17 protein-coding genes and 2 pseudogenes are annotated in these 26,995 nt (G+C 74.6%); 11 read left to right on the top strand and 8 right to left on the bottom strand.

The window, feature by feature from the left end; translation table 11 throughout:
- The first annotated feature begins 17 nt into the window (after positions 1 to 17).
- A complete protein-coding gene (locus tag ABZ478_RS02895; protein ID WP_359544731.1) occupies positions 18 to 2,987 on the top strand; it encodes a beta-galactosidase in 2,970 nt (989 codons plus the stop codon).
- Positions 2,988 to 2,996: 9 nt separating this feature from the next.
- Here the strand turns inward: ABZ478_RS02895 and ABZ478_RS02890 are convergent, their stop codons facing one another.
- From ABZ478_RS02890 to ABZ478_RS02870, 5 genes and pseudogenes are all read right to left on the bottom strand, one after another.
- Positions 2,997 to 4,517, bottom strand: coding sequence for an alpha-N-arabinofuranosidase (locus ABZ478_RS02890; RefSeq protein ID WP_359545012.1), 1,521 nt, complete (start codon positions 4,515 to 4,517; stop codon positions 2,997 to 2,999).
- A gap of 74 nt (positions 4,518 to 4,591) precedes the next feature.
- Positions 4,592 to 4,678 (bottom strand): annotated as a pseudogene (locus ABZ478_RS02885) (carbohydrate ABC transporter permease); the annotation flags it as partial.
- Positions 4,674 to 5,081, bottom strand: a pseudogene (locus ABZ478_RS02880) (extracellular solute-binding protein); the annotation flags it as partial. The pseudogenes ABZ478_RS02885 and ABZ478_RS02880, both read right to left, overlap by 5 nt.
- Before the next feature lie 142 nt (positions 5,082 to 5,223).
- Positions 5,224 to 6,087, bottom strand: coding sequence for an SMP-30/gluconolactonase/LRE family protein (locus ABZ478_RS02875; RefSeq protein WP_359544729.1), 864 nt, complete (start codon positions 6,085 to 6,087; stop codon positions 5,224 to 5,226).
- Positions 6,084 to 6,857, bottom strand: a complete 774-nt coding sequence (locus ABZ478_RS02870) for an IclR family transcriptional regulator (RefSeq protein WP_359544727.1) — start codon at positions 6,855 to 6,857, stop codon at positions 6,084 to 6,086. Before ABZ478_RS02870 ends, ABZ478_RS02875 begins: the two co-directional genes overlap by 4 nt.
- A 132-nt stretch (positions 6,858 to 6,989) precedes the next feature.
- On the opposite strand from ABZ478_RS02870, the gene ABZ478_RS02865 reads away from it, so the two are divergent.
- Complete coding sequence (locus ABZ478_RS02865; RefSeq protein WP_359544726.1) at positions 6,990 to 7,547, top strand: hypothetical protein; 558 nt, start codon at positions 6,990 to 6,992, stop codon at positions 7,545 to 7,547.
- 7 nt (positions 7,548 to 7,554) lie between these two features.
- Here ABZ478_RS02865 and ABZ478_RS02860 read toward each other — a convergent pair whose 3' ends face one another.
- Complete coding sequence (locus ABZ478_RS02860) at positions 7,555 to 8,385, bottom strand: oxidoreductase (protein WP_359544724.1); 831 nt, start codon at positions 8,383 to 8,385, stop codon at positions 7,555 to 7,557.
- Between the two features lie 107 nt (positions 8,386 to 8,492).
- On the opposite strand from ABZ478_RS02860, the gene ABZ478_RS02855 reads away from it, so the two are divergent.
- Positions 8,493 to 9,404: a LysR family transcriptional regulator gene (locus ABZ478_RS02855; RefSeq protein WP_359544723.1), complete on the top strand. Its 912-nt coding sequence runs from the start codon at positions 8,493 to 8,495 to the stop codon at positions 9,402 to 9,404.
- A gap of 62 nt (positions 9,405 to 9,466) precedes the next feature.
- On the opposite strand, the gene ABZ478_RS02850 is transcribed toward ABZ478_RS02855, so the two are convergent.
- The gene (locus tag ABZ478_RS02850) at positions 9,467 to 10,360 is read right to left on the bottom strand and encodes a hypothetical protein (protein ID WP_359544721.1); all 894 of its coding nucleotides are present in this window, start codon (positions 10,358 to 10,360) and stop codon (positions 9,467 to 9,469) included.
- Positions 10,361 to 10,588: 228 nt separating this feature from the next.
- Here ABZ478_RS02850 and ABZ478_RS02845 point away from each other — a divergent pair, with 228 nt between their 5' ends.
- The 4 genes from ABZ478_RS02845 (at position 10,589) to ABZ478_RS02830 (ending at position 15,157) form a co-directional block, all read left to right on the top strand.
- Complete coding sequence (locus tag ABZ478_RS02845; protein WP_359544720.1) at positions 10,589 to 11,677, top strand: MerR family transcriptional regulator; 1,089 nt, start codon at positions 10,589 to 10,591, stop codon at positions 11,675 to 11,677.
- Positions 11,678 to 11,686: 9 nt separating this feature from the next.
- The gene (locus ABZ478_RS02840) at positions 11,687 to 12,292 is read left to right on the top strand and encodes a class I SAM-dependent methyltransferase (protein WP_359544718.1); all 606 of its coding nucleotides are present in this window, start codon (positions 11,687 to 11,689) and stop codon (positions 12,290 to 12,292) included.
- 65 nt (positions 12,293 to 12,357) lie between these two features.
- Positions 12,358 to 13,821, top strand: a complete 1,464-nt coding sequence (locus tag ABZ478_RS02835; protein WP_359545010.1) for an acyl-CoA synthetase — start codon at positions 12,358 to 12,360, stop codon at positions 13,819 to 13,821.
- The gene (locus tag ABZ478_RS02830) at positions 13,814 to 15,157 is read left to right on the top strand and encodes a carboxyl transferase domain-containing protein (RefSeq protein ID WP_359544716.1); all 1,344 of its coding nucleotides are present in this window, start codon (positions 13,814 to 13,816) and stop codon (positions 15,155 to 15,157) included. Before ABZ478_RS02835 ends, ABZ478_RS02830 begins: the two co-directional genes overlap by 8 nt.
- Before the next feature lie 58 nt (positions 15,158 to 15,215).
- Here the strand turns inward: ABZ478_RS02830 and ABZ478_RS02825 are convergent, their stop codons facing one another.
- Complete coding sequence (locus tag ABZ478_RS02825) at positions 15,216 to 18,833, bottom strand: S8 family serine peptidase (protein WP_359544714.1); 3,618 nt, start codon at positions 18,831 to 18,833, stop codon at positions 15,216 to 15,218.
- 214 nt (positions 18,834 to 19,047) lie between these two features.
- Here ABZ478_RS02825 and ABZ478_RS02820 point away from each other — a divergent pair, with 214 nt between their 5' ends.
- Genes ABZ478_RS02820 through ABZ478_RS02805 form a run of 4 tightly spaced genes read left to right on the top strand, consistent with a single transcriptional unit; the run spans position 19,048 to position 26,981 of the window.
- Entirely contained in the window at positions 19,048 to 19,425 is a 378-nt protein-coding gene (locus ABZ478_RS02820) for a CU044_2847 family protein (RefSeq protein ID WP_359544712.1), read from the top strand.
- Positions 19,422 to 21,113 carry a trypsin-like peptidase domain-containing protein gene (locus ABZ478_RS02815; RefSeq protein WP_359544711.1) on the top strand — a complete coding sequence of 564 codons (1,692 nt, stop codon included), beginning with the start codon at positions 19,422 to 19,424 and terminating at the stop codon, positions 21,111 to 21,113. Before ABZ478_RS02820 ends, ABZ478_RS02815 begins: the two co-directional genes overlap by 4 nt.
- Before the next feature lie 26 nt (positions 21,114 to 21,139).
- A complete protein-coding gene (locus ABZ478_RS02810; protein WP_359544709.1) occupies positions 21,140 to 22,171 on the top strand; it encodes a MoxR family ATPase in 1,032 nt (343 codons plus the stop codon).
- Positions 22,161 to 26,981, top strand: coding sequence for an SAV_2336 N-terminal domain-related protein (locus ABZ478_RS02805; RefSeq protein ID WP_359544707.1), 4,821 nt, complete (start codon positions 22,161 to 22,163; stop codon positions 26,979 to 26,981). The genes ABZ478_RS02810 and ABZ478_RS02805 overlap by 11 nt, the downstream gene beginning before the upstream one ends.
- Positions 26,982 to 26,995: the final 14 nt, after the last annotated feature.

Raw genomic sequence — 26,995 nt, 5'->3', positions numbered from 1 at the left:
CGCCGGGAGGATCCACCTTGGCGCTCAGCAGACGTACCTTCAGTGCCCTGGCCGGCTCGGCCGCGCTCGGCTTCGCCCTGGGCGGCAGCGGCGGCCCCGGGGCGCCCTCGGCGTTCGCGGCGCGCAGCGTGCCCACCGGTCCGGCGCCGGCCCCGCCGAGCGCCGACGGCGAACGCCACACGATCGGGTACGACGCCTACTCGCTCCTGGTCGACGGCAAGCGCCTGGTGGTGTGGTCCGGCGAGATGCACCCCTTCCGGCTGCCCAGCCCCTCCCTGTGGCGGGACGTGCTCCAGAAGATGCGGGCGCACGGCTACAACGCCGTCAGCATCTACGTGGCGTGGAACTACCACTCCCCCGCCCCCGGCGAGTACGACTTCACCGGTGTACGGGACCTCGACCTGTTCCTGCGCATGGCCACCGAGACCGGGCTGTACGTCCTGCTGCGGCCCGGACCGTACATCAACGCGGAGATCGACGGCGGCGGCTTCCCGGGCTGGCTGACGGCGGCGAAGGGCACGGCCCGCACCGCCGACCCGACCTATCTCCGCCACGTCGACGAGTGGCTGACCCAGGTGAACCGGATCGTCCGCCGGCACCTGTTCACCCAGGGCAGGGGCACGGTCCTGCTCTACCAGATCGAGAACGAGTACGACTCCCACGTCGACGAGGCGACCGGCCGGGACTACATGTCCCATCTGTACCGGAAGGTCCGCTCCGACGGGATCGACGTCCCGCTCTTCCACAACGACAAGGGCCGCAACGGCCACTGGATCCCCGGCTCGTTCGACACGGGCGGGGAGAAGGGCGGCTGGCTGTACGGGTTCGACGGGTACCCCTCACCGGCCCAGGTGCCGCCGGACTGGGGGCACTACGGGCCCGGCGGCCTCACCGGCGGCGCCACCGCCTCGCCGCACACGCCGGGTTTCGTACCCGAGTTCGGCGGCGGCTGGTTCGACCCGTGGGGCGGGGCCTGGTTCGACGGCAAGGGGTACGCGGAGTCCCGGCGCACCCGGGACTCCGCCTACGAGCGCCGCTTCTACCTCACCAACCTCGCCAACGGCATCACCCTGCACAACGTGTACATGACCTTCGGCGGCACCTCCTGGGGCTGGCTGCCGGCGCCGGTCGTCTACACGTCGTACGACTACGGGGCGGCCATCGACGAGGGGCGCAACGTCACCGAGAAGATCGCCCCGATGCACCAGCTCGGGCATCTGCTGCAGCGCGTGCCCGACTTCGCCCGGCTGGACCGGGCGGCCGACGTCGAGGCCGAGGGGCTGAAGGTCTACCACCTGACCAACCCCGACACGGGCAGCCATGTGTACGTGGCCCGCAACGACGGCTCGGCCCCGGTCACCACCGACCTGCCGACCCACGAGGGCAAGCTGCGGATCACCGTGCCCCCGCGCGACGCCCGCATGCTGACCACCGGGCTCTCCCTGGGCAGCCGGACGCTGAAGTACAGCACCGCGCAGCCCGTGATGTGCCTGACCGCGGGCCGGCAGGAGATCGCGGTGTTCGCGGGCCGCCGCGACGACATGGCGGAGCTGGTGCTGAAGTGCCCGGTCGAGCCGCTGGTCATGCGGCTCGACCCGGAGGCGGCCTGGACGTTCGAGAGCGACAAGCTGCATGTGAACGTGCCCCTCGGACAGGGCGGCCTGACCCGGGTGTCGGTCGCGCAGGGCGAGAGCGACACCCCGCTGCTGCTGCTCTTCGCGGACGACGCCACCTCGGTGCGCATGTTCCCGTACGACACCCCGTCCGGGACGCTGCTGGTGTACGGCCCGGCGCTGCTGCGCCACGCCGAGGTGCGCGGCTCCGAGGTCCATCTGACGGGTGACGTCACCGGGACGACCAGCGTGGAGGTGTGGGGGCCCCGGGGCATCACGAGCATGGTGTGGAACGGGCGCAAGGTGCCGACGCGGGTCACCATGTCCGGCAGCCTGATGACGACCGGGCTGCTGCCCGCCGCGCCGCAGGTGACGCTGCCCGCGCTGGGCGGCTGGCGGATGCGGACGGAGAACCCGGAGGCGGGCCCGAACTTCGACGACTCGAAGTGGCGGGTCGCAGACCGGACCACCTCGTACAGCAGGACGCCCGTCCCGAAGGGCGGGCCGGTGCTGTTCGCCGACGACTACGGCTTCCACTACGGGGACGTCTGGTACCGGGGCACCTTCACGGACGCCGCCGGCCTCGAGGAGGTCTCGCTCGCGTACACCACCGGCACCCAGGGTCTGCTGATGGCATGGCTGGACGGGGAGCCGCTGGGCACCCACCGCATGCCGGTGCCGGACAAGAACACCACCATCCGCAAGGGGAGCTGGGACGCCACGGCGGTGTTCCCGGTGGCCGAGCGGCTGCGCGGGTCCGGCCGGCACGTGCTGTCGGTGCTGGTCCGGCGCATGCAGCACGACCAGGACGGCAAGGCGCAGGACACCCACAAGGTGGCCCGCGGGCTCACCGCGGCCCTCTTCAAGGGCCCCTCGCCGAAGGTGACGTGGCGCGTCCAGGGCGAGGCGGCGCCGGACCCGGTGCGCGGGCCGCAGAACAACGGCGGTCTGTTCGGCGAGCGGGAGGGCTGGCACCTGCCCGGCTTCGCCGACCGGGACTGGAAGCCGGCCGCCTTCCCGCGGGCCGAGCGGCGGCAGGGCGTGACCTGGTACCGGACCACGTTCCGGCTGTCCGTCCCGGGCGACATCGACGCCTCGGTCGGTCTGACCCTGGAGGACGACCCGTACCGGGCCTACCGGGCGCAGATCTTCCTCAACGGCTGGAACATGGGCCAGTACATCAACAACGTCGGCCCGCAGCACACCTTCGTGCTGCCGAACGGCATCCTGCGCACCCGTGGCACCAACACCCTGGCGCTGGCGGTCCTTTCGGAGTTCACCACGGAGTCCGGCCCGGGCAAGGTGGGCCTGACCCTGCTGGGCCGGGCGGCCGGCGGGACACCGGTGGCCCCGGTGCCCTCCCCCGGCCGCTGAGCCCCGGCGCTACGCCAGCCGGATCACGTTCCAGGACAGCGGCTCCAGTACGGCGGTGAGGACGCCGTCGGTGAGGGCGGTGCCCCGGACCTCGTGCGGGGTGACCCGCTCGGGGTCGTCCAGGGTGTTGCGGGCGTCGGGGTCGGCGTCCGCGAGGGCGCTGTGCTCGGTGACGGTGGTCAGATCGAGGCCGTGCAGGTCCACTTCCAGCGGCAGTGGTCCGGTGCGGCCGCGGTTGACCGCGAAGACGGTGACCGTGCCGTCGGCCGCGCGCACGGCGGTGGCGTGCAGCAGGTCGGTCTCGCCGTACTTGCGGGTCTCGTACGTCGGCGAGTCCACGCGGACGTCGAGGACCTCGCCGCGCCCGTACCGGGAGGCCTGCGCGAACGGGAAGAACGTGGTCTGCCGCCAGGCCGGGCCGCCGGGCTCGGTCATGATCGGGGCGATCACGTTGACGAGCTGGGCGAGGCAGGCCACGGTGACCCGGTCGGCGTGCCGGAGCAGGGCGATCAGCAGCGAGCCGAACACGACGGCGTCGGTGACGCTGTAGTTGTCCTCCAGCAGCCGGGGGGCCTCGGGCCAGTCGCCCTGGTCGACGGTCCGCGCGTGCTCCTCCCACTCGGAGAGGTACCAGACGTTCCACTCGTCGAAGGAGAGGTTGATCTTCTTGCTGGACTTCAGGCGGGCGCCCACGTGGTCGGCGGTGGCCACCACGTTCTCGATGAAGGACTCCATGTCGACCGCGGAGGCGAGGAAGGAGTCCAGGTCGCCGTCGACGGGCTCGTAGTAGGCGTGCAGGGAGATGTGGTCGACGAGTTCGTACGCCTCCTGGAGGACCGTCGCCTCCCAGGCGGCGAAGGTGGGCATGGCCTGGCTGGAGGAGCCGCAGACGACCAGCTCGACGCCGGGGTCGAGCCGGCGCATCGCCCGGGCCGTCTCGGCCGCGGTCCGGCCGTACTCCCGCGCCGTCTTGTGGCCGGTCTGCCAGGGGCCGTCCATCTCGTTGCCGAGGCACCACAACCGGATGCCGAAGGGTTCCTTGTCGCCGTGGGCGGCGCGGAGGTCGGCGAGGGCGGTGCCGGCGGGGTGGTTGGCGTATTCCTGGAGTTCCAGGGCCTCGGCGACGCCCCTGGTGCCGAGGTTGACGGCCATCATGGGCTCGGCCTGCGGGCCGATCTTCCGCAGGAAGCCGATGTACTCGGAGAGGCCGAACCGGTTGGTCTCGGTGGAGTGCGAGGCGAGGTCGAGCCGGCGGGGGCGGTCCCCGGCGGGGCCGACGGAGTCCTCCCACCGGTAGCCGGAGACGAAGTTGCCGCCGGGGTAGCGGATCGCCGTCACCCCGAGTTCGCGCACGAGGCCGAGGACGTCGGTGCGCAGGCCCTCGGCGTCGGCCGTGGGGTGGTCCGGCTCGAAGATGCCCGTGTAGACGCACCGGCCGAGGTGTTCCACGAAGGAGCCGAACAGGCGGGGGTTCACCTCACCGACGGTGAAGGCGGGGTCGAGGGTGAAGCGGGCGGTGCGCTTGCTCATGGGCGCCTTTCGGGGTGGGTGGCTCGTGTGTGTCCGTGCGTCGACACATGCGGGTGGGTGGGGGTGCGTGGGGGTCACTGCCCGGCCAGGCCGGTGTGGGCGACGCCCCGCACGATGTGGCTCTGGAAGAAGACGAAGACGATGATCAGCGGCAGCGCGCTGCCGGAGCACGGGGTTGAAGTCGGCCTCGCGCACCCCGTACTCGGCGAGCAGGTCGATGTCCCAGGGGTCGAGCAGGCGCCCGGGGGCGAAGCCGGGGATGCGGCCCTGGTGCATGACGGCGAGGTCGGGGGCGCGGTTGCCGGCCGCGGCCATGGCCAGCTTGGTGCAGTAGGGGCCGCCCCAGGTGAGGGTGGCGTCCTTGACCGCGATGTCCGGGTGCGCCTTGCGGAAGGCGTCCACCATGGCGACCTGGTTGGTGCCGTCGCCACCCTGGAAGAGGTTCCAGTAGCGCACCCGGGTGCGCGCTCCGGAGGCGAGCGCCGCGAAGCCGAGGCTCGCCGCCACCGTCAGTCCGCCCGCCGCTCCCAGGAGTTGCCTGCGATTCAGGCCAGGTTGTCCCATTACCCCGCCCCACTGTTCGATATTTCGGATCTCGCCCGCAACTTCGAACGGGACCGTAGAATCGAAGCGCTTTCGGGTCAATGGGTTGAACGAACCTCACAGGCGGTCGGCCCGAGCGGCGGGCACTCGGGCCTCAGCCGCCTCACCCCGCGAACGCCGGCTGCGGCACCCCCCGCCCGGCACCCGGCACCACCAGCACCGACCCGGAGACCGGATGCGGCGCCTCCAGCCCGACCCGGGCGGTGGTGATGTACAGGTCGCTCAGGTCCGCCCCGCCGAACGCGCACGCGGTCGTCAGCGGCGCCGGTACCTCGACCACGAGGTCCAGCTCACCACCCGGCGTGTACCGCCGGACCGCGCCCCCGCCCCACAGCGCCACCCACACGAACCCGTCCGCGTCGACCGTGAGCCCGTCCGGGAACCCCGCCCCCTCCTCGATCTCCACCAGCGGCCGCCGCCCCCGCACGGCACCCTCCGCGTCGTGGTCGAAGACGTCCACCCGCCGCGTCGGGGTGTCGGCGTAGTACAGCAGCCGGCCGTCCGGGCTCCAGCCCAGACCGTTGCTGACGGTGACCTCGGGAAGCACCGTCCGCACGTCGCCGTCGCCGGTCAACCGGGACAGCGTGCCGCCCCCCGCCGCCTCGTCGTACCGCATCGTGCCCGCCCAGAGGGACCCGTCCGGGGCCACCGCCGCGTCGTTCGCCCGGCGGCCCGGGACCGGCTCGCGGTGCAGCCAGCGCAAGGCGCCGTCCGGGTCCAGCAGTGCGACGCCGTCCCGCAGGTTCAGCACCAGACCGCCGCCCGCCCTCGGCTTCGCCGCGCCGACGTGCTGTTCGGTGGTGCGCACCGTGCGGCGCCCGGAGGAGGGGTCGTAGGTGTGCACGCGCATGCCGAGGACGTCGACCCAGAGGAGACGGCCCGTGGCCGGATCCCAGGTCGGGCCCTCGCCCAGCTCCGCCTCGGCCCGTACGGCGACCTCGTAGGCCGCCCCGGAGCCGGCCCTCACGCCGTCCCCCGGTGGCCCAGCCGCTCGGACAGCTCCGCCGCGCCCTTGGCGGCCAGTTGCTCCAGTTCGGCCCGGCGCTCCTCGCTCCAGCGGATCATGGGGACCGAGATGGACAGCGCGGCGACCACCCTTCCGGCGCGGTCGCGCACCGGGGCCGCCACACAGGACACGTCCGGGTTGGACTCACGGCTCTCCACCGCGATGCCCCGCTCCCGGATCTCCGCGAGGGCCTCGCGCAGCGCGCCGGGATCGGTGATGCTGTTGGGCGTCATCGCGGTCAGCCCGGCCCCGTCCGGTATCCGCGCGGTCAGCTCCGGCTCGGGCAGCGAGGCCAGCAGCATCTTGCCGACGGAGGTGCAGTGGGCGGGCAGCCGGCGGCCGGCGGCCGACACCATGCGCACGGCGTGCGTGGAGTCGACCTTGGCGATGTAGATGACGTCGGTGCCCTCGAGGATGGCCACGTGGACCGTCTCGTCGCAGGTCTCCGCCACCGAGCGGGCCACCTGCTGGCCCTCGGCCGCGAGGTCGAGCTGCTCGGCGTACCGGCTGCCGAGCTGGTAAGGGCGCACCCCGAGCCGGTACCGTCCGGGCTGTCCCGGCACGGGCACGACGTACGAGCGTGCGGCGAGCGTGGTGACCAGCTCGTGCACGGTGGTGCGCGGCAGTTGCAGCTTGCGCACGATGTCGGGGGCGGAGAGCGTCCCGTCACCGTCGAGGAACAGCTCAAGAATGTCGAGAGCCCGGGTCACGGCAGGCACGAGGCGTCCCACGTCCGGCCCCCTCCCTTGGGTTAAGCGCCTGTGTTCGAGATTTCAACAGGCGATCGGCATGACGAACACAGGCTAGCCATGCGGGGTTGCCCGGGCAATGGGCCCGACCGCCTCCACGGCACCATGGGTGTCATGCGTCTCGACTTCCAGCTCGTGCTGCTGCGCCGCATGGCCGACCACAATCCGGACCTGGTCGACGAGGCCCGGCGGCGGCTCGGGGCGTCCGTCGCGGAGATGCGGGAGGCCAACAAGCGCTGGCAGGCGATGGTCCGCTCCCCCAGGTCCCGGTCCGCCGCCGCCCGCTACCGCTCCGTGCTGGGCGAGCCGGAGTCGGTGCTCCCGCGCCGCCTCGGGGACGTCGACTGCGAGGCCCGGCGGTGGCCGCTGCCGCTCTGGCCGGACCTGCGCTTCGAGGTGCTGGTCTCCCCCGACGGCGCGGTATGGAACGAATGGCTGGTGCGCGCGCCCGACGCGCCCGCCCCCGCCCTGCGCACCCTGGACGACCTCGCCCCGTGGTCCTGCACGGTCGACGAGGCCGCCCGCGCCTTCGCCCCGGCCCGTCCGCTGGAGGGCACGGCCCCCACCCGGTGGGGTCTGGCCTTCTCGGCACCCGGCCGGGACGGCGTCCGGCACGAGGTGGTCGCCGAGTTCACCTGGGGGCTGCTCCAGCGGACGGCGGTCCGGGACTGAGACCGGCTCAGTCGTCGAACGCCATGGCCCTGGACCGCTTCTCCCAGCCGGCCACGTCCTCACGGACCTGGTCGAGGTGGGCCAGCACGGCGCTCACCCCGTCGTCGCCGAGCGGCAGCCGCAGTGGGGTCCGCTCCGCCTCCAGCGCGGCGAGGATGAGGGCCGCGGCCTTGGCCGGGTCGCCGGGCTGCGTGCCGTCCCCGCTCGCGACCATGCCGCGGGTCTCGGCCACCTTGCCGTACAGCCCGCTGTCCGCGCTGACACCGGCCCGGTCGGCCTCCATCAGCGAGGTCCGGAACCCGCCCGGCTCCACGATCAGCACCTTGATTCCGAACTCGCGCACCTCGTCGGCGAGCGCCTCGGACATGCCCTCCAGCGCGAACTTCGTCCCGCTGTAGGCCCCGAAACCCGCGAAGGACATCTGCCCGCCCATGCTGCTCATCTGCACGATCGCGCCCGAGCGCCGCTCCCTCATGTGCGGCAGCACCGCCCGCACCAGGGCCGCCGGGCCGAAGAAGTGCGGTTCGAACAGGTCCCGCAGCTCCTGGTCCGTGGTCTCCTCGACGGCACCCACGTGGGTGCGCCCCGCGTTGTTGACCAGCACGTCGATCCGCCCGTGCCGCGCCACCACGTCGCGCACGGCCGCCTCGATCGCGGCCCCGTCCGTGACGTCCAGCCGCAGCGCCTCCACCTGGTCGGGATGCGCGGCCACCAGACCGGCCAGCGCCTCGGGGCGCCGTGCGGCGCCGATCACCACGTCCCCGGCGGCGAGCGCCGCCTCCGTGATCGCCCGCCCGAAACCACTGCTCGCGCCGGTCACCAGCCACACCTTGTTCATGTCGACTCCCCGTGAGATCACGTTCTTCGCGTTACCGCTTCCCTACGTGGAACAGCCTGCGGGGGAGGCCGTTGCCCGTCCAAGACATTCGGTGATAACCAACGGTCATGACGACGGACGTCCATTCCCGGGACCTGCGCTACTTCGTCGCGGTCGCCGAAGAACTGCACTTCACCCGGGCAGCCGAGCGGCTGTACGTGTCCCAGCCCGCCCTCAGCAAGCAGATCCGTTCCCTGGAAGGGCGGTTGGGGGCCGAGTTGCTGCGCCGCGACCGGCACGGGGTGGCACTCACGGCGGCCGGCGAGGCGCTGCTGCCGCACGCCCGGCGGGTGCTGGCCGCCCTCGCGGAGGGCACCGCGGCGGTGGAGGCGGCGAAGGCGGCACACAGCAGCACGCTCGTGGTGGGCATGAGCACCAGCCCGGGCCGGGGCGGGATGCTGCCGGCCATCCGCTCCCGCTTCACCGCCGCGCATCCCCGGGCCACCACGCGGCTGCGCCAGGTGAGCTGGGACGACCCGACGGCGGGCCTGGCCGACGGCAGCGCGGACGTCGCATTCGTCTGGCTCCCGCTGCCGGACGAGGAGCGCTATGCCTGGACGGTGCTCGCCGAGGAGCCCCGCCTGGTCGCCCTTCCGGACACGCATCCGCTCGCCGCCCGCCGCGGGATCGACTTCGCGGACCTGCTCGACGAACCGTTCCTCGCCCTGCCGAAGAGCGCCGGCCCGCTGCGCGACTACTGGCTGGCGCTGGACGCCCGCGCGGGCCGCGCACCGCGCGTCGGAGCGGAGATCGCCGGGGCCGAGGAGACGTACGAGGCACTCGTCTCCGGGCTGGGCGTCTGCCTGGTGGCCGCGGGGAACGCCCCGCTGATCACCCGGGAAGGGGTCACCACCCGCCCGGTCCGGGGCATCGGGCCCAGCCGCTACGCCCTGGCCTGGCGCCGTGAGGACGGGGACCGGCCCCTGGTCCGGGCCTACGCCGACGCCTGCCGGGCCACGGCCGGGCTCCCGGGGTCCTAGGCCGGGTCCGCGAAGTCACGCCTGCGCCGCGCGGGCGAACGACGCGAGTTCGCGGACACGGCCTAGGACCGGTGCGAGAGCTCCTGCGCCCCCGCCGCCCCCAGGATCGCCTCCGTGACACGGGGCAGGGAGGCGGGGTGCAGGAAGAGGAAGAGGTTCGGCTCCACCAGTTCCAGCTCCATCACCCGGGGCAGGCCGTCCTCGCCGTCGACGAGGTCCACGCGCGCGTACAGCAGTCCGGGGGCGCCGGGGACGGACGCCAGCGCCTTCTCGGCCACGGCGAGTTCGGCGTCCGTGGGCTGCCACGGCTCCAGCTCCGGGTGGGCCACCTTGTCGGCGTCGTACGGGGTGCCGGGCGCGAGGACGGCGCCCTTGCGGCTGGCGTGCAACAGACGGCCGCCGAAGAACTGCAGCGCCCGTTCCCCGCTGACGTCTATGTTCCGCAGGTACGGCTGCACCATCGCGGTGAAGCCCTCCGCGTGCATCCGCGCGAGCTGCGCCTCGGCCGTCCCGCGCCGGTCCGGCGTGTAGCGGGCGGAGAACCGGGCGCCCGCGCCGGAGGTCGGCTTGATCACGTACTCGTGTCCGTCGGGCAGCTCGGCCGGCTCGCCGGGGGCGATGTAGCGGGTCTCGACGGTCGGCACGCCGGTCGCCGCCAGCTCGCCGAGGTAGCGCTTGTCGGAGTTCCAGCGGACCACGGCGGCCGGGTTGGCCAGCAGGGTCAGGCCGGCGACGCGCTCCACCCACGCCCCGAACTCCCCGGCGCGCCAGCTGTAGTCCCAGGTCGAGCGGATGAGGACGAGGTCGTAGCCGCCCCAGTCGGCAGCCGGGTCGTCCCAGTACCGGGCCTCCGCGTCGGCCCCCGCCTCCCGCAGGGCACGCACCAGCACCGGCAGGTCGTGGTCCTTGCTCGGCCGGTCGCCGGGATCGTAGGTGGCGAGGGCGATACGGGGCACGGCGGGCTCCCTGGTCGTACGGCGGTTCGATCAGTTGCGAGGCTAACAACCGCGCCGGGAACCGGGACAGCCCATTTGACCTTCACCTTCGGGGAAGCCCCAGCATCGGTGGCGGAAGCGAGGAACGCGGCGTTCTTCTGAACGGCGTTCTCCGGACGGCGTTGTCCCGACGGCGTTGTCCTGACGGCGTTGTCCTGACGACGGGATACCTGTGGAGCTGAGGTCCGTATGGAGCTGCTGACGATCGGCGCCTTCGCCAAGGCGAGCCGGCTGTCGCCGAAGGCGCTGCGGCTGTACGACGAGCTGGAGTTGCTGCGGCCCGCCCGGGTCGACCCGGACACCGGCTACCGGTACTACGCCGTGGAGCAGCTGCGGCGGGCCCGGCTCGTGGCCTGGCTGCGCCGGCTGGGCATGCCGCTGGCCGAGATCCGCGCGGTGTGCGCCCTGGACGCGGCCGATGCCGCGCACGAGGTCCGGGCGTACTGGGCGCGGGTCGAGGCGGAGACGGCCGTAAGGCGGGATCTCGCCGCTTTCCTCGTGGACCAGCTGACCGAAGAGTCGAGAAGGGACCACACCACCATGCTGGAACTGCGCTATTCCGCCCACTCCGACCGCGGGCACGTCCGCCCGTCCAACCAGGACTCCGTGTACGCGGGCCGCAGGCTGCTCGCCGTCGCCGACGGGTTCGGCCCGGCGGGGGCGCCCGCGAGCAGCGCTGCCGTCGAGGCGCTGAGGTTCCTGGACGAGGGGGAGGAACCGGGCGCCGGGGACGTGCTGAACGTGCTGGAGGACGCGGTGCGTTCGGCCGGTGAGGCCGTACGGGACCTGGCGGACGGCAGCCCGGAGGCCGGCACCACGCTGACGGCGCTGCTGTGGACGGGCTCGAAGCTGGCGCTCGTGCACATCGGGGACTCGCGGGCGTATCTGCTGCGGGACGGCGGGCTGTTCCGGATCAGCCACGACCACAGCGTCGTGCAGTCGCTGATCGACGAGGGGCGGCTGAGCCCCGAGGAGGCGGAGAGCCACCCGCAGCGCGCCCTTCTGCTGAAGGCGCTCGGAATCGGCGATTCGGCGCCGGCCGCCGATCTGCGGCTGCAGGAGGCCCGGGCGGGCGACCGGTACCTGCTGTGCTCGGACGGCCTGACGGGGGTCGTGGCCGACGCGCGGATCAAGGAGCTGCTCGCCGGTGAGCCGGACCCCGAGCGAGCCGTACGAGCCCTGATCGACGCGGCCAACGCGGCGGGCGGCCCCGACAACGTGAGCTGTGTCGTGGCCGATGTCGTCCTTTCCGCCGCGCCATCGGTCCCGGTCGGCTAGAAGTGCCGTATGGCGACCGACGGTACCGACGCGTACAGCGGCGCGGCCGGGCTGCCGCCCCTCGTGCGGGACGCCCTGGCCGCCGCCCGCGCCCACGGCTTCCCCCACTCCTGCCGGCCCGAGCAGGGCCGCCTGCTGCACGCGCTGGCGGGCGGGGCCGGGGCCCGGATCGGGGAGACCGGCACCGGGCTCGGGGTGGGGCTGGCCTGGCCGGCGTCCGGGGCCCGGCCGGGCGTGCGGCTGTACAGCGTGGAGCGGGACCCCGAGCGGGCGCGGCTCGCCGCCGGGGTCTTCGCGGACCGGCCCGGGGTCACCGTGCTCACCGGTGACTGGCGGCGGATCGCGGAGCACGGCCCGTTCGACCTGCTCGTCCTCGACGGGGGCGGGCAGGGCAAGGTGCCCGGGGACGAACCGGCCGACGTGGCCGAGCTGCTCGCGCCCGGCGGGACGGTCGTCGTCGACGACTTCACCCCGGCGACCTGCTGGCCGCCGCTGCACGAGGGCGTGCTGGACCGGGCGCGGCTGCACTGGCTCCGGCATCCCGCGCTGCGCTCGGCCGAGCTGCGGCTCGCTGCGGATCTGAGCGCCGTCGTGGGAACGCGGCGGCTGGTGTAGGAAGGGAGGACCGAAGCCCCCGAGTCCTAGGAGTGCGCCGCGTGTCCTCCCTCTTTCCCGCCCTGGTGGACGGTCCGGGCAAGCGCAGCGAGACGGGGGTCCCCCCGGACGAAGTCCGTGGGAGGGTCGCCCTGCGGTTCGGCGAGCGGTCGCTGACGTACGGCGCGCTCGCGGGCGCCGCGGGTGCGGTCGCCGCGCGTCTGAGCGGTGCCGGCCGGGTCGCCGTGTGGGCGACCCCGGAGCTGGAGACCGCCGTCGCGGTGACCGGCGCGCTGCTCGCCGGGGTCGCCGCGGTGCCGCTCAACCCGAAGTCGGGCGACAAGGAACTGACGCACATCGTCTCCGACAGCGCGCCGAGCCTGGTCCTGGCCGCACCCGGCGCGGAACTCCCTTCCGCGCTCGATCACTTGGAGCGCCTGGACGTCGACGCCCGCGGCACCGCCCCGCTGCCCGAGGAGCGGGCCGAAGACGGCGACCCCGCGCTCGTCGTCTACACCTCCGGCACCACCGGCCCGCCCAAGGGCGCGGTCGTCCCGCGCCGGGCCCTGGCCGCGACCCTGGACGCGCTCGCCGACGCCTGGCAGTGGACCGAGCGGGACGTGCTGGTGCACGGGCTGCCCCTGTTCCATGTGCACGGGCTGGTGCTGGGCACCCTCGGTCCGCTGCGCCGGGCCGGCTCGGTGCGGCACCTGGGGCGGTTCAGCACCGAGGGCGTGGCACGCGAGCTGAACGACGGCGCGACCATGCTGTTCGGGGTGCCGACGATGTACCACCGCATCGCCGAGGCCCTGCCCGGCGACCCGGAGCTCGCCAAGGCGCTCGCCGGGGCCCGGCTGCTGGTCTCCGGCTCGGCCGCGCTGCCCGTGCACGACCACGAGCGGATCGCGGCCGCGACCGGCCGCCGGGTCATCGAGCGGTACGGCATGACCGAGACACTGATGAACACGAGCGTGCGGGCCGACGGCGAGGCCAGGGCCGGGACGGTCGGGGTGCCGCTGCCGGGCGTGGAACTGCGTCTGGTGGAGGAGGACGGGACGCCGATCACCGGGTACGACGGGGAGAGCGTCGGCGAGATCCAGGTGCGCGGCCCCAACCTGTTCACCGAGTACCTCAACCGGCCCGACGCCACCGCCGCCGCGTTCACCGCCGACGGCTGGTTCCGCACCGGCGACATGGCGGTGCGCGAGCCCGACGGTTACGTCCGCATCGTCGGCCGCAAGGCCACCGACCTGATCAAGAGCGGCGGTTACAAGATCGGGGCGGGGGAGATCGAGAACGCGCTGCTGGAGCATCCGGGGGTGCGGGAGGCGGCGGTCACCGGGGAGCCGGACGCGGACCTGGGCGAGCGGATCGTGGCGTGGATCGTCCCCTCGGACCCGCAGGCGCCGCCCTCCGACGCGGAGCTGGCCGACCACGTGGCCCGGCGGCTCGCCCCGCACAAGCGCCCGCGCGTGGTCCGTCACCTGGACGTCCTCCCCCGCAACGAGATGGGGAAGATCATGAAGCGGGCGCTGGTGGCCGATGCCTGAGCGGCTGTCGGCACGGGAGATCCTCGCGCTGGTCGCGGACGAGGCGAGTTTCCACGAACTCCCCTCCGCCATAAGGACCTACGGGACCGACGGCCCGCTCGCCTGGGAGGGTTACGACGCAGCGCGCGCCGCTGCCGCCGAACGCACCGGCGAGGAGGAGTCCGTGGTGTGCGGCACCGCGGACGTCCGCGGCACCCGGGCCGTACTGATCGCGTTCGAGTTCGGCTTCCTCGGCGGCTCCCTCGGCGAGCGCACCGGCGACCGGCTGGAGGCCGCGTACCGGCACGCCCGCGCCCACCGGCTGCCGGTCGTGCCGCTGGTCGCCACCGGCGGCAGCCGGATGCAGGAGGGCATGCTCGCGCTGACCCAGCTCCAGCGGGTGGCCCGCGAGTCGGCGCTCACCCGGGAGGCGGGGCTGCCGCAGATCGCGGTCCTGCGGGACCCCACGACCGGCGGCGGCTGGGCCACCCTGGGCGCCGGGGCCGACGTGATCCTGGCGCTCCCGGGAGCCCAGGTGGGCTTCGCCGGGTCCCGGGTACGGCCGCCGGACGCGGACCCGGCCGCCTACACGGCGGAGGCTCAGGTGGCCGCGGGGTCGGCGGACGCGGTGGTGCCGCCGGCGGATCTGCGGGAGACGCTGGGGCGCTGGCTCAGGCTGCTCACCACCCCGGCGCGGGAGGCCCCGGCGCCGCACGCCCTGGGCGCGCCCGCCCTCCCGGACACCGGCTGGGAGGCCGTCGTACGGGCCCGCGCCCCCGAACGGCCGCGCGCCCAGGCCTATCTGGACGCCTGCTTCACCCACCGGGCGGCCCTCCACGGCGACCGCTGCGGCGGCAGCGACCCCGAGGGCATGCTGTGCGGCTTCGGCGAACGGGACGGCCGTACGGTGGCCTACGCGGCGCAGACGGGGGCGGCGACCCGGCCCGCCGGGTACCGGACCGCGGCCCGGCTGATCCGGCTCGCGGACCGGCTGGACATCCCGGTGCTGACCCTGGTGGACACGCCGGGTGCGGCCAACGACGCCGAGGCCGAGCGGCAGGGTGCCGGGGCCGCGATCGCCGAGGTGTTCGGCGCGGTGGCGGCCGCCCGGGTGCCGGTCACCACGCTGGTCATCGGCGAGGGCGGCTCCGGCGGGGCACTCGCGCTGGCCGCGCCCGGCAACACCTGGGCCACCCCGGACAGCTACTTCTCGGTGATCGCCCCGGAACTGGCGGCGGCCATCCTGAAGCGCCCGCCCGGGGAGGTGGAGGCGACCGCGGGACAGCTGCGCATCCGCCCCCAGGATCTGGTGGAGCTGGGCGTGATCCGGGGCATCATGTACCACCCCGGTCCCTGAGGCCCGCGTACGGGCCCGCGGAGCGGGGGCGGCCCGTGAACCGCCCCCGCTCCGGCGGCTACCGCACCCCCACCGCCCGGATGATCTCCTGGGTGACCGAGCCGCCCCGGTCGTCGTGGGCCGAGGCCCGCAGGGAGACCTGGGCGGCGTCGCGGGGCACGGTCAGGGTGCCGTGCCAGGAGGCGTCGCGGTCCGCGGTGAGCCGGACCGTGCGCCAGGTGGTGCCGCCGTCGTAGGACACCTCGAGCCGGCCGCCGCCGAGGGTGCCGGTGCCGGCGGCCTTCGCCACGTACGAGGCGGCGATCCCGACCGGTACGCGGTGCCCGGCGGGCACCGTGCCGGCGAGGTCGGTGCCGACGTCGAACGCGAGGTTGATCAGCGGCAGGTAGGTCCAGCGGTCCTCCGGGGTGGCCGCCGACCGGAACGTCCACTCGCTGTGGCCCTCGGTGCCGGGCTTCCAGAGGCCGGGGTCCAGGGCGGTGTCGGTGACCACCTTGTAGGTGTGCTCGTCGGCGGGCGCGTCCCACACGTAGGCGCCGGAACTCGTACGCCGGTCGACGAGCGTGCCGTCCAGGTAGACGGCGGTGGTCTGGCTCATCCCGCTGCCCTCGCTCCACACGTCGCCGAAGCCGGTGTGGTCGGGGCCGGAGTCGCCCCAACCCGGGGTGTTCAACTGGATCTGGTTCCCCGCGCGTTGCTGTCCCCAGCCGAGACCGGTGCCCAGCCACGGGTGCCACACCGGGCGGAACCAGTCCTGCTCCGGCCGTGATCCGCCGTCGTAGCGCACCAGTCCGCCGCGCTCCTCCAGCGCCCCGTCGCGGGCGGTGACGGACTCGTGCCAGAGCTGGCCGGGGCCGGTGGAGACGTAGTCGGTGCGCTCGGAGGGCAGGTCGACGCGCTCCTGGAAGCCGAGGCCCACGGGGAAGGTACCGGTGATCGAGTACCGGAACTCACCGCCGCTCATCGGCTCCGCGGCGTGGAACCGGGTGTGCACGGCCGCCAGTTGGCGTCCGGAGGGCGCGTAGGTGAGGTCCCGGTCCGGGATCGCGCCCGGGTGCCCCTCGGAGAGGTCGTACACGTACGGGGAGTTGCGGGTGCCGGTCATGTCGACCTTGCCGGCCGCCCGTAGCCGGGCCGCGTCCGCCGCGCTCACGGTGGCGATCTGCAACGGCCGGTCGGCGTTGTCGTCCGTGCCCCACCAGGCCATCAGCCGGCCGGGTGCGTCGTCCGTGACGAACAGCGCCTTCGCGCCCGCGTCCTGGGCCGCCCGGGCCAGCGCGGCCGGGTCGGCGCCGTCGGCCAGGTGCGCGAGCACCGCCTTGCCCCGGGCCCCGGTGAACGGCCCGTCGCCGACGTCGGTCAGCGGCAGCCTCGTACGGCCCTCGGTGAGCGAGCCGCCCGCCTGCACGGTGGCCTCGCCGATCCCTCTGACCTCCAGCAGCGGCTTGGCGAGCCGCCACACGGTCCGGTACTCGAAGGCGCCCTCGGTGACCTTCGCGGTGGGCGCGGCGAAGACGCTGTCGTAGGTGAGCGGCACCTGGACCGCGCCGAACAGGCCGGCGCCGTTGGCCGTCCGGTCGTACTCCATGAGCAGTTGCCGGGTCTCGGTGCGCCGGCGGACGTCCGCCCTCACCTCCCGCAGCCTCCGTCCGTCGAGGGTGACGTCCTGGTCCCGGTCGAGGGTGATCTCGGGGGCGGCGAGGAAGCCGAGGCCGAGCGAGTCGGCGCCGTGGCTGCCGCGCACGTCGAGGAAGGAGGTCAGGCTGTACGTGCCCGGCTTCAGCCGCAGCTTCAGGGTGCCGGAGTCGCCGACGTGCGCGGGCTGGGCGTCCTCGCCCGCGGCGAGCCGCTGAACGGCGAGGTCGGCCGCGGTCGCCCCGCCCGCGCGGTCCTTGACGTGGACGGTGAGCGTGTACCGCTCCTCCTCCTTGACCAGCCCGAACACGGTGTGCGCGATCGGGGTGCCGTCCGGTGCGGAGGCCACGACCTGCCCACCGCTCTCGCCGACCGGGGCCTTCGCGCCGTCGCCGGTGACGGTGGTGGAGGCGGTGCCGTGCGCGGGGACGGTCAGGGCGGAGTCGGCGAGGGTGGCGACGCCCTCCGGTCCGCCCTCGACGGCCAGCGTCAGCCGGATGTCGGCGTCGGAGGAATTGCGGTAGGTGAGGGTGCGGGTGACCGGCTTGTCGGCGTCGTACGGCCAGGCGTGGAAGCCGAGGTCGGCGCTGCCGGTGGCGGTGATGCCGGCCTTGACCGCGTCCGGCACGCTGACCCGCCCGGCCCCGAGCACGTACGGGGACGCGTCCAGCCGCGTGGAGGTGGACATCAGCGCGTCCTTCAGCCGGGCGCCGGACCAGTCCGGGTGGGCCTGGGCGAGCAGGGCGGCCACCCCGGCGACGTGCGGTGTCGCCATGGAGGTGCCGCTCATCGTGGTGTACGGCCCGCTGCCCTCCACGAGCCCGGAGCGGGCGGCGAGGATGTCGACACCGGGCGCCGAGAGGTCCGGCTTGAGGGCGTTGTCGCCGTAGCGGGGTCCCGCGCTGGTGAAGTAGGCCGCCTGGTCGCCGGAGTCCACCGCGCCGACGGTGAGGGCGGCGTCGGCGGCGCCCGGCGAGCCTATGGAGGAGGGGGCGCCGGTGTTGCCGGCCGCGATGACGAAGAGGGCGCCGGTCTCCGCGGAGAGGGTGTCCACGGCCCGCGCCATGGGGTCGGTGCCGTCGCTGGCCTCGGTCGAGCCCAGGCTCATGGAGATCACCCGGGCGTGCACGTCGCGCGCCGCCCACTCCATGCCCGCGATGATCTGCGACTCGCTGCCCGAGCCCTGGTCGCTGAGCACCTTGCCGACCGCGAGCGTGGCCCCGGGCGCGACGCCCCGCTCCTTGCCGTCGGAGGCGGCACCGCTGCCGCCGACGGTGGAGGTGACATGGGTGCCGTGGCCGTTGCGGTCGGCGACCTCCTCGCCCTCGATGAAGCTCCGGCTGTCGGTGACCCGGTCCAACAGGTCGGGGTGCGTCAGATCGGCGCCGGTGTCCAGCACGGCGACCGTGACGCCCTTTCCGGTGAGGCCCGCGTCCCAGCCGGACGCCGTCCCGATCTGGGCGTTGCTCTCGGCCATGTCGGCCTTGACGCGCCCGTCGAGCCAGACCTTGTCCACGCTCCCGTGCCGGGTGAAGGACCGCCAGAAGGTGCGCCCCCGGGCGGCCTCGACGGCGGCCCCGCGCAGGCTGGGCAGCGACCGGGTCCGCTCGGCGCCGGCCGGGGTGGCGGCGCGCGAGCCCTTGCCGTAGGTCACGATCAGCGGCAGCGCGTCCGCCTTGGTGTCGGTGAGCCCCTGCCGGATGAGCCCGCTCACGTCGAACAGCCGCCGGTCCAGGCTGCCGGCCCGCAGGTAGGGCCGCGCCTCGTCCGGTACGACGGTGATCTCACCGCCGTTCAACTGGGTCCGCACGGCACCGGTGGCCCCTTCGGGGCGTCGCACGGTGACCGTCTTCCGCCCCTGCCCAAGGTCGGTGACGGTCACCTTGTCGCCGGTGACGAGGGTGACGGTGGTGGCGGTGTCCGGGGTGCGCCGTGCCGCGGTGACGGCCTGCTGCGCGACCGCCGGCCCGTTCGGCAACAGGGCGATCACAAGCCCCGCCGACAGCAGGGCCGCCCCGCGTCTGACTGGTCCTCTGGTCATCCACGCCTCTTCTCGTGTCGAGCGCGTCGAGTGCTGGGACGAGTGTCATGTGCCGTGTGGTGCACGGGTGTTGAGCGGTCGTGGCGGAAAGGCGTCCTGGCGGTTTCCCGCCAGCGGCGGCCGGGGCGGGCGGCGGAATCCAGGACACCGCCGGTGGCCTTCCGTCACAATGGAGCCGGCCGCGGGGCGAGAGCACGGGGGGGCGGAACGCGCTATGGGCAGACTGGTGGAGTTCACCACGGAGGACGGCGCGGTGGTCGTCGTGGAGACCTCGGAACCGGCGACCGGCACACGGCTCGTCTCGCGCGGCGAGAACCCCGCCGTGCAGGCCGCACGCACCTTCGAGGGCACCCTGGACGGTGTCCGCGCGGCCGCCCAGTCCGCCCTGCGCGTCTTCCGCGACGGCTCCCTGCGCCCCGACTCCGTCGAGCTGGAGTTCGGCGTGAAGCTGACCGCCGAGGCCGGCGCGATCATCGCCAAGGGCGCGGCGGAGGGGCAGTTGGTGGTCCGGCTCGGATGGAACTCGGACCCGGCGGCCCCGGAAGCGCCCTCCGCCACCGCCGCCGTTCCGGAGCCCGCTCCCCGCTCATGAGGGGGCACGCCTGGCACGCCCGGATCGAGTGCGGGGGCTCGGTGCTCGGCGCGGGCTTCCTGGTGGCCCCGAACATGGTGCTGACCTGCGCGCACGTCGTGGCGAGCGGCTCGGACGGGCTCACCGTGTCGTTCCCGGGCCGCCGCGGCCTCGAAGGCGTACCGGCGACCGTCGCCGTGCACGGCGGCTGGGCGGGCGGCGACACCGACCCCGGCGACCTCGCCGTGCTCGAACTGGCCCACCGGGTTCCGCTGCGCCCGGCGGGCTTCGCCCCACCGGGCGCCGAACAGGGCCAGCCGACACCGTCGTTGGAGGCGTACGGCTTCCCGGAGGGCTACGACGGCGACGGCCAGATCGCGGAGTACCGGGCCGTGTCCGCCCAGCGGATCGCGGACGAGTGGGTGCAGTTGGAGGCGGTCACCGGCCACGGACAGCCGCTGCGGCACGGGTTCAGCGGGGCCGCGGTGACGCTGAAGGACGGCCGGGTGGTCGGCATGGTCGCCCAGATGGCCGCCGAGCCGGACGTCCGGGTCGCCCGCATGCTGCCCACCGAGGTGATGGCCCGCTACTGGCCCGCACTGGGCGAGCTGGTCCCGGCCCTCGCCGACGGCCCGGACCCGGTGCGGCGGCTGTACGAGCTGGTGCGGCGGGCCGACGCCGAGGGGTTGAAGTCAAGGCCGGAGCAGCTTTTCGTGGACGCCGTCGGCGACTTCGGTCCGGAGCCGCCACCGGACGGGTTCGACACGCTGCAGGCGGCGGTCCGCTATGTGCAGTGGGAGGTCCCGGAGCCGGCCGAGGCGCTGACCAGGTTCGCCGACCGGCTCACGGAGCTGCTGGACGGGCCCGCCGCGCCCATCGAACCGGCGAGGCCGGGCGCGGACCCGGCCGAGTGGGCGCCCATCCTCGTCGAGATCGACCGTAGCGGCGCCGGGCAGGACCAGGTGCGGGTAGCCGTGTCGGCGTACCGGGAGGGGCGCCGCCGCCCCGTCGGCACGGTCCGGCTGACACGCGCCGAGATGCAGCGGTACGTGCAACGGGGCATCGACGAGGCCTTCTCCCACCTCGCCCCGGACGCCGAGGAGTTGCTGACGTTCGTGCTGCCTCGCGACTGGCTCGACCTGCCGGTGGCGCACTGGGCGTGCAGCGCGGACGACCCGACCCCGCTGGGCTGTGCCCACCCGGTGGTCGTCGCCGAGGGCGCCCGGTACCGCAGCAACCGGCTGCGGCACCAGCTCGGCAAGAAGTGGCAGCGGCTGTCGGCGGGCTCCGCCGCGGCCGTGCACCGTGTGGACTGCGGCACCCGGGAGCACCGGTTCGGCCTGCGCTGGCGCCTGCGCGAGACCGAGGCGGAGCTAGCGGGCTTCGCCCGCCCACCCGGCGCCGTGCCCGAGAAGTTCGAGGCGGTACTGAACATGCCCGTGCCGATCCTGCTGTGGTCGCGCTCCGGCTGCCCCGGCGGCGCCGAACACCGCGCCCCCTGCGCCGGCGACGCGTTCCTCGACGCCCTCACCGCGAGCCTCGAAGGCGTCGCACCGGCCGAACTTCCCGGTCACGTACAAGCGTTGCGGGAGCAGGCACTGGCGGACGACGATCCCGAACGGCACTGGGCGCGGGACATCCAGCTCCTGTGGGACGACCCGCGCTGCTTCCCCGGCCCGACCGCCAGCCGGCACTCGCCCGTCACCTGACCCGCAGAGAAGAAGGACCGCGTCCCATGCCCCTGTGGCCCGTGTACACCGGCACCAAGGAGCCCCACGACGGCATCGCCCTGCTGCCCGACCCGCCACCCTGGCGGGCCTTCGACGGCGGCCCGGCGATGGCCACGCCCGCCGACGGCGCCGACACCACCGCCACCTCACCCGACCGCAGGCACCGCGCCAAGACCTACCGGGCCACCCCGCAGGCGGTGCAACTGGTGAACGCGGCCCTCTACCTGCGCCGCCCCCTGCTGGTCACCGGCCCGCCCGGCACCGGCAAGTCCTCCCTGGCCTACGCGGTGGCCCGGGAGCTGAAGCTCGGCCCGGTGCTGCGCTGGAACATCACAAGCCGCAGCACCCTGCACGACGGCCTCTACAGTTACGACCCGCTGTCCCGCCTGTACGCGGCCCGCCAGGCGGCCGCCCGGCCCGTGCCCGGCGCGCCCGACCACGCCGACGGCATCGAGGACCATCTGCGCCTCGGCCCGCTCGGTACCGCCCTCCTGCCGTACGCCCGGCCCCGCGCCCTGCTCATCGACGAGATCGACAAGAGCGACCTGGACCTGCCCAACGACCTGCTGAACGTGCTGGAGGAGGGCCAGTACGAGATCCCGGAACTGCTCCGCTCCCACGACACGGGGAACCCGTGGGCCGAGGTGATGATCGACGGCACCCATGAGCGCGCCCCGGTCGAGCGCGGCCGGGTGCGCTGCCGTGCCTTCCCGTTCGTCGTGCTGACCAGCAACGGCGAGCGCGAGTTTCCGCCCGCCTTTCTGCGCCGCTGCGTCACCCTGCGGCTGCGCCAGCCCGACGACGCCCACCTCGCCGACATCGTCCGCGCCCACTTCGGCGGCGAGCCCGACGCCTACGCGCAGACCCTGATCAGCCAGTTCCTGTCCCGGGTGAGCGGCGGCGACCTGGCCACCGACCAGCTCCTGAACGCCATCTACCTGGCCCGCTCCTCCGACCTGTCCGCCGAGTCCCTGGACGAGCTGGCGCAGCAGCTCATGCCCTACCTCGGTGAGGCCCACCGCCCCGATGGCTTCTGACGTTCCCGGTCCCGCGGACCCGCTCGCCCGCCTGGCCGGCGTCCTGGCCGAGGCGGCGGGCGGAGCCCGCCCCACCCCTCTGGAGCTCGCGGAACTGCTGTGGCTGGCACGGCAACTGGAGCCCGCGGCGCAGGAGCCCGCGGACCCGGCCACGCGGCCGGAGCGGGACGCCGGAGACGTACCGGGGAAGGCACCGCCCCGGCCGTCGCGGCCGGAACCCCCGGCACCGGCCCCGGTCGAGGGGCACCCGGTTCCGCACCCCGTGCCCGCGACACCGCCCGCGCTCCCCCGGCAGCCCCGCGTCCCCCTCCACCTGCCCGCCCACGGCGCCGGCACCGGCCGCCCGTACACCGCGCTCCGGACGCCCGCGCCCCCGATGCTCCGCCATCCCCTGAAGCTCCAGCGAGCTCTGCGCCCGCTCAAGCTCCTCACCGACGCCCCGACCGGGCACCGGCTGGACGAGCGGGCGACCGCCGACCGCATCGCCCGCCTCGGCGCGGCCCCGGAGTGGTGGCTGCCGGTACTGCGCCCCGCCCGTGAGCGCCGGCTGCGCCTGAACCTGGTGCACGACACCGGGCCCACCATGCCGGTCTGGCGGCCCCTGGTCCGCGAACTGCACACCGCGCTGGCCCAGTGCGGCGTCTTCCGCGCGGTGACCCCGGCCCGGCTGGAGCCCGACGGCACGGTGCACGGCGGACACGCCTCCGCCGACGGCCGTACGGTGGTCCTGATCATCAGCGACTGCATGGGCCCGCAGTGGCGGCCGGGCCCGGCCGGGGACCGCTGGGCCGCGACGCTGCGCCTCTGGTCGCACCGGCTGCCCGTGGCCGTGGTCCAGCCCCTGCCCGAGCACCTGTGGCGCGACACCGCCCTGCCCGCCGAGCCCGGTCTGCTGACGGCCCCGGGCCCGGTCGCGCCCACGGCGACGCTGGCCTTCACGCCGTACGACGCGGACCCGGCGCCGTACGCCGGACACGGGGCCGTCCCGCTGCCGGTGCTGGAGCCGGACCCCGGCTGGCTGGGGAGCTGGGCGGGGCTGGTGGCGTCGCCGGGCGGCCGCGCGTTCCCCGGCTCGGCCGCACCGCTGGGCCGCCCGCCGGACCCGGCGGCCCGCACCGACCTCGCCCGGCTGTCCCCCGAGGAACTGGTCCTGCGCTTTCGCGCGGTCTCGTCCCGGGAGGCCTTCCGTCTGGCCGGGCATCTCGCCCTGGGCCGCCCCGACCTGCCGGTCATGCGTCTGGTCCAGCGCGCGGTCGAGCCGGACCCACGCCCACAGCACCTGGCCGAGGTGATCCTCAGCGGCCTGCTCGCCACCGTCCCGGGCCCGCCCGGCTCGTACGCCTTCCGGCCTGGCGTCCGGGACCTGCTGCTGCGCTCCCTCCCGCGCTCGTCCCGCGCCGATACGGCCGGGCTGCTCGCCCGGGCCGGCGCCCTGATCGAGGAGCGGGCCGGATCGGCGCCCGGTGAGTTCCGGGCGGTGACCCCGGCGGCCGGCGGCGCGGAGCCGGCCCCGGCGGACGGGCCGGCGTTCGCCACGGTACGGCCGGAGCGGGCGCGGCAGCTGACCGGTGGCCGGGCCATGCCGGCGGAGCTGGTCAGCGGCCGCTACCGGCTGCTGGAGCGGCTGACGCCGACCGGGACGGTGTGGCGTGCGGAGGATCGCGCGGCGCACCGGACGGTCGCCGTGCGGCTGCACGGCGCGGTCACGGACGCCCCGCGACGGGAGGCGTTCGTGAGGGCCGCGAACCACCTGAAGGAGCTGCGGCATCCCAACGTCGTGACCGTCCACGACGCCGGCGTCGCGGACGACACCCCGTTCGTCGTGATGGAGTACCTGGACGGGATTCCGCTCAACGCGGCGGCGGCGCCGAGCGGTTACCGGCTTCCGGCACCCCTGGCCGTTTCGGTCGGGGCCCAGCTGGCACGTGCGCTGGGCGCCGTCCACGCGGCCGGCGTCACGCACGGCGGACTCGGCATGTCCCGGGTGGTGCTGCTGCCGGACGGGCGGGTCAAGCTGAGCCTCTTCGAACCCGGACGGTTCGACGGGCAGCAGGGACGGACCGCCGATCTGCGCGCGCTGGCCGAGCTGATGCTGCTCCTGGCCGTCGGCACCGCCCGCGTGACGCAGCCCTTCACCGCCGAGCGGATGCGCCACCTCCCGGTGCCGCTGCGGGCGCACTACGCGCACGCCCTCACCCTGCTGATGTCGTCCTCGCCCACCGAACAGGAGCAGGGCAGGCTGCTGCTCGACAGCACGGAACCGCGGACCAGGGCCCGGAGTTCGTACGACCGGCGACGCTACCGCCTGCTCGGCCCGGTGGCGGTCGAGCTCCGGGGCGCGGAACAGCCGCTCGGCACCACCGGCCGGGCGATGCTGGCCATGCTGTTGCTGAGGGACGGCCGCAAGGTGACCCAGCAGGAGTTGTGGACCGGGCTGTGGGCGCCCGGGGAGCCGTCGCGTCGCGTGCCGGACCCGGACCGCTTGGCCGCCCAGGTGGCCGCCACCGTGGGCCCCGGTGCGCTGGCCAGGTTCCCCGACGGCTACGCCCTGCACACCAGCTCGGACTCGGTGGACCTCAGGGACTGCGTGGAGCTGCACAGCGCGGCGGTGAAACTGGCCGCCGAAGGGGAGCTGGTCCGGGCCCGCGATCACCTGGAGAGGGCGCTGTCGCTCTGGTACGGCGACGAACCCCTCGCCGGTGTCCCCGGCCCCGCGGCCCGCGCCGCCCGCCCCCGCCTGGTCCAGCTCCGGCACACCCTGTGCCGCAAGCGTGCCGAACTCGACCTGGAGCTGGGCGAGTACGACCGCGCGGCCAGGGATCTCACCGCCCTCCTGCACTCCTACCCGGCCCGTGAGGACTACCGCCGTCTGCTGCTGATCGCGCTGCGCGAGCTGGGCCGGCTCGAAGAGGCGCTGGAGGTGTTCCAGGAGTACGAGCTGACCGGGGGCGTCAGCCCCGAGCTGCTGGCCCTCGGCCACGAGCTGCGCCGCGACCACGCCGACTCCAGGGACCCCGGCGGCCCGCGTCCGGCGGCGACCGACCCGGCGACGACCGACCCGTACCCGAACGACTTCGGGGAGGAGGGCCCGTTCCCCACCGAGGACGATCTGCCCTCCGTGCTCCACGGCCCTGACGACTCGCCACGCGAGGCGCCACTGCCGCAGAACGAGGTGCCGGAGAGCCTGTTCACCGGGGAGCCGGCCACCGCCACGTCGCCGCCGTTCCGGGTCGAGGTCCTCTTCGAGTACGCCGACGGGCCGCGCGACCCGGACGGCCTGGCGGCGCTGGGGCGGGCGGTCACCCGGCTGCTGGTGGCCGGCCGGCTCGATCCGGGCCATTACGAGATGCGTGCCCTCGACGAGGGATACGCCGTGCTGCTGGGTTCCGGGACACCGGTGCTTCCCCTGCTCGGCGTCACCCTGCGCGAGTTCGCGGACCGGGTCGCGGAGACCGGTGGGCCGCACTGGCGGGTGATCTTCCTGGCCGGTGACATCGAGGAGGAATGGCCTCCTCCGGAGGGCCTCGCCGACGACGTCCTCGTGGCGAACGGGGCACAGGGCATCGCCGTCCTCTCCCCCTCGCTGTACCGGGAACTGCTGGCCGGCGGGTACAACGGCCCCGCCCCGCGGGCCCTGACGCCGGGGGGCGCCGACGACGGCTGGTGCGTCCTCGCGCACACCCCGCGGCCCGAGACGGTCAGCCCGGTCCACGGCCCGTTCCCGTTGCCCTCGGGGCTGCCGCTGCCCGAGCCGGTGGGCCGTACCCGGAGCGTGGTGTACGTGACGCCCGGCTCGGGGCTCACCCTCGTCCGGGACGACACGGCGACGTTCTACTACGAGGTGGACCTCACCGAACGCCGCACGCCGGTGCGGGAGCCCGGGCCGCCCATCGACGGGGCCCCGGTGTTCGAGGCCGTGGGAGAGGTGGTCTGGCGGATCACCGACCCGGTCACGGCCGTCCGGCCCGGCGCGGGGCGGAACGCCTCCGACCTCATCGCCGGGCACCTGCGCGACTGCCTGCGCGACATCTCGCTCACCTACCCGGCCGACTACGCGCACCAGGCCCGGGCCGCGTTCCACGAACGGCTCCACGGCCTGTCACCGGCCGGGCACACAGCCCGCTGGACGGTCTCCCTGACACCGGTCGCCGCGCCGCGCACGGCCCCGCCGCCGATGCCGGGCGAGCGGCGGCTGGCCGGCGCGCTGCGCGCGGCCCGGGCCGTGCTCCTTTGCTTCGACGGCACGTTGGCCCGGCTCGGCACGGACGCGGGCGACCTCGTGCACCGGTACCTGCCCGGATCGGCCGGCAGGTCCGAGGACCCGCTCGACCTGCTCCGCCCGGCCGCGCCGGGTTCGGTGAGCGGCGCGATGGAGGGCGAACTGGCGGCCCGGGAGCGGACGGCCGCACACCGGGCGACGCCCGTCGCGGACGCCGATCTGCTGGTGCGCACCCTGGCCGCCAAGGGAATGCCGCTCGCGGTCGTGACCGACTGCGCCACGGACGCCGTGGTGACGTACCTGCGGCGGCGCGGGCTCATGGACTGCCTGCCCGGCGGGGTCCACGGGCGCCGCGGGCCGGACAGTGCGCTCATGCCCGACCCCCGGGCGCCGCTGGAGGCCGCCCGGCGGCTCGGCGCCGACCCGCGCGACTGCCTGATGATCGGCTCCAGCGACTTCGAACGGGACGCCGCGGAGAGCGCGGGCATCACCTTCGTGTACGTCGACTCCGTGCCCCTGGACGTGTTCGCGCCCTCCCTCCTGGTCTCCGTGGAACTCCTCCCCCTGCTGCGCGCCGCGCGGACCCTCTGAGCCGCGGTCCGGCG

It is taken from the genome of Streptomyces sp. NPDC005706 (assembly GCF_040631045.1).
In the GTDB taxonomy this organism is placed as follows: domain Bacteria; phylum Actinomycetota; class Actinomycetes; order Streptomycetales; family Streptomycetaceae; genus Streptomyces.
This window is presented reverse-complemented; position numbering and strand designations above follow the sequence as displayed.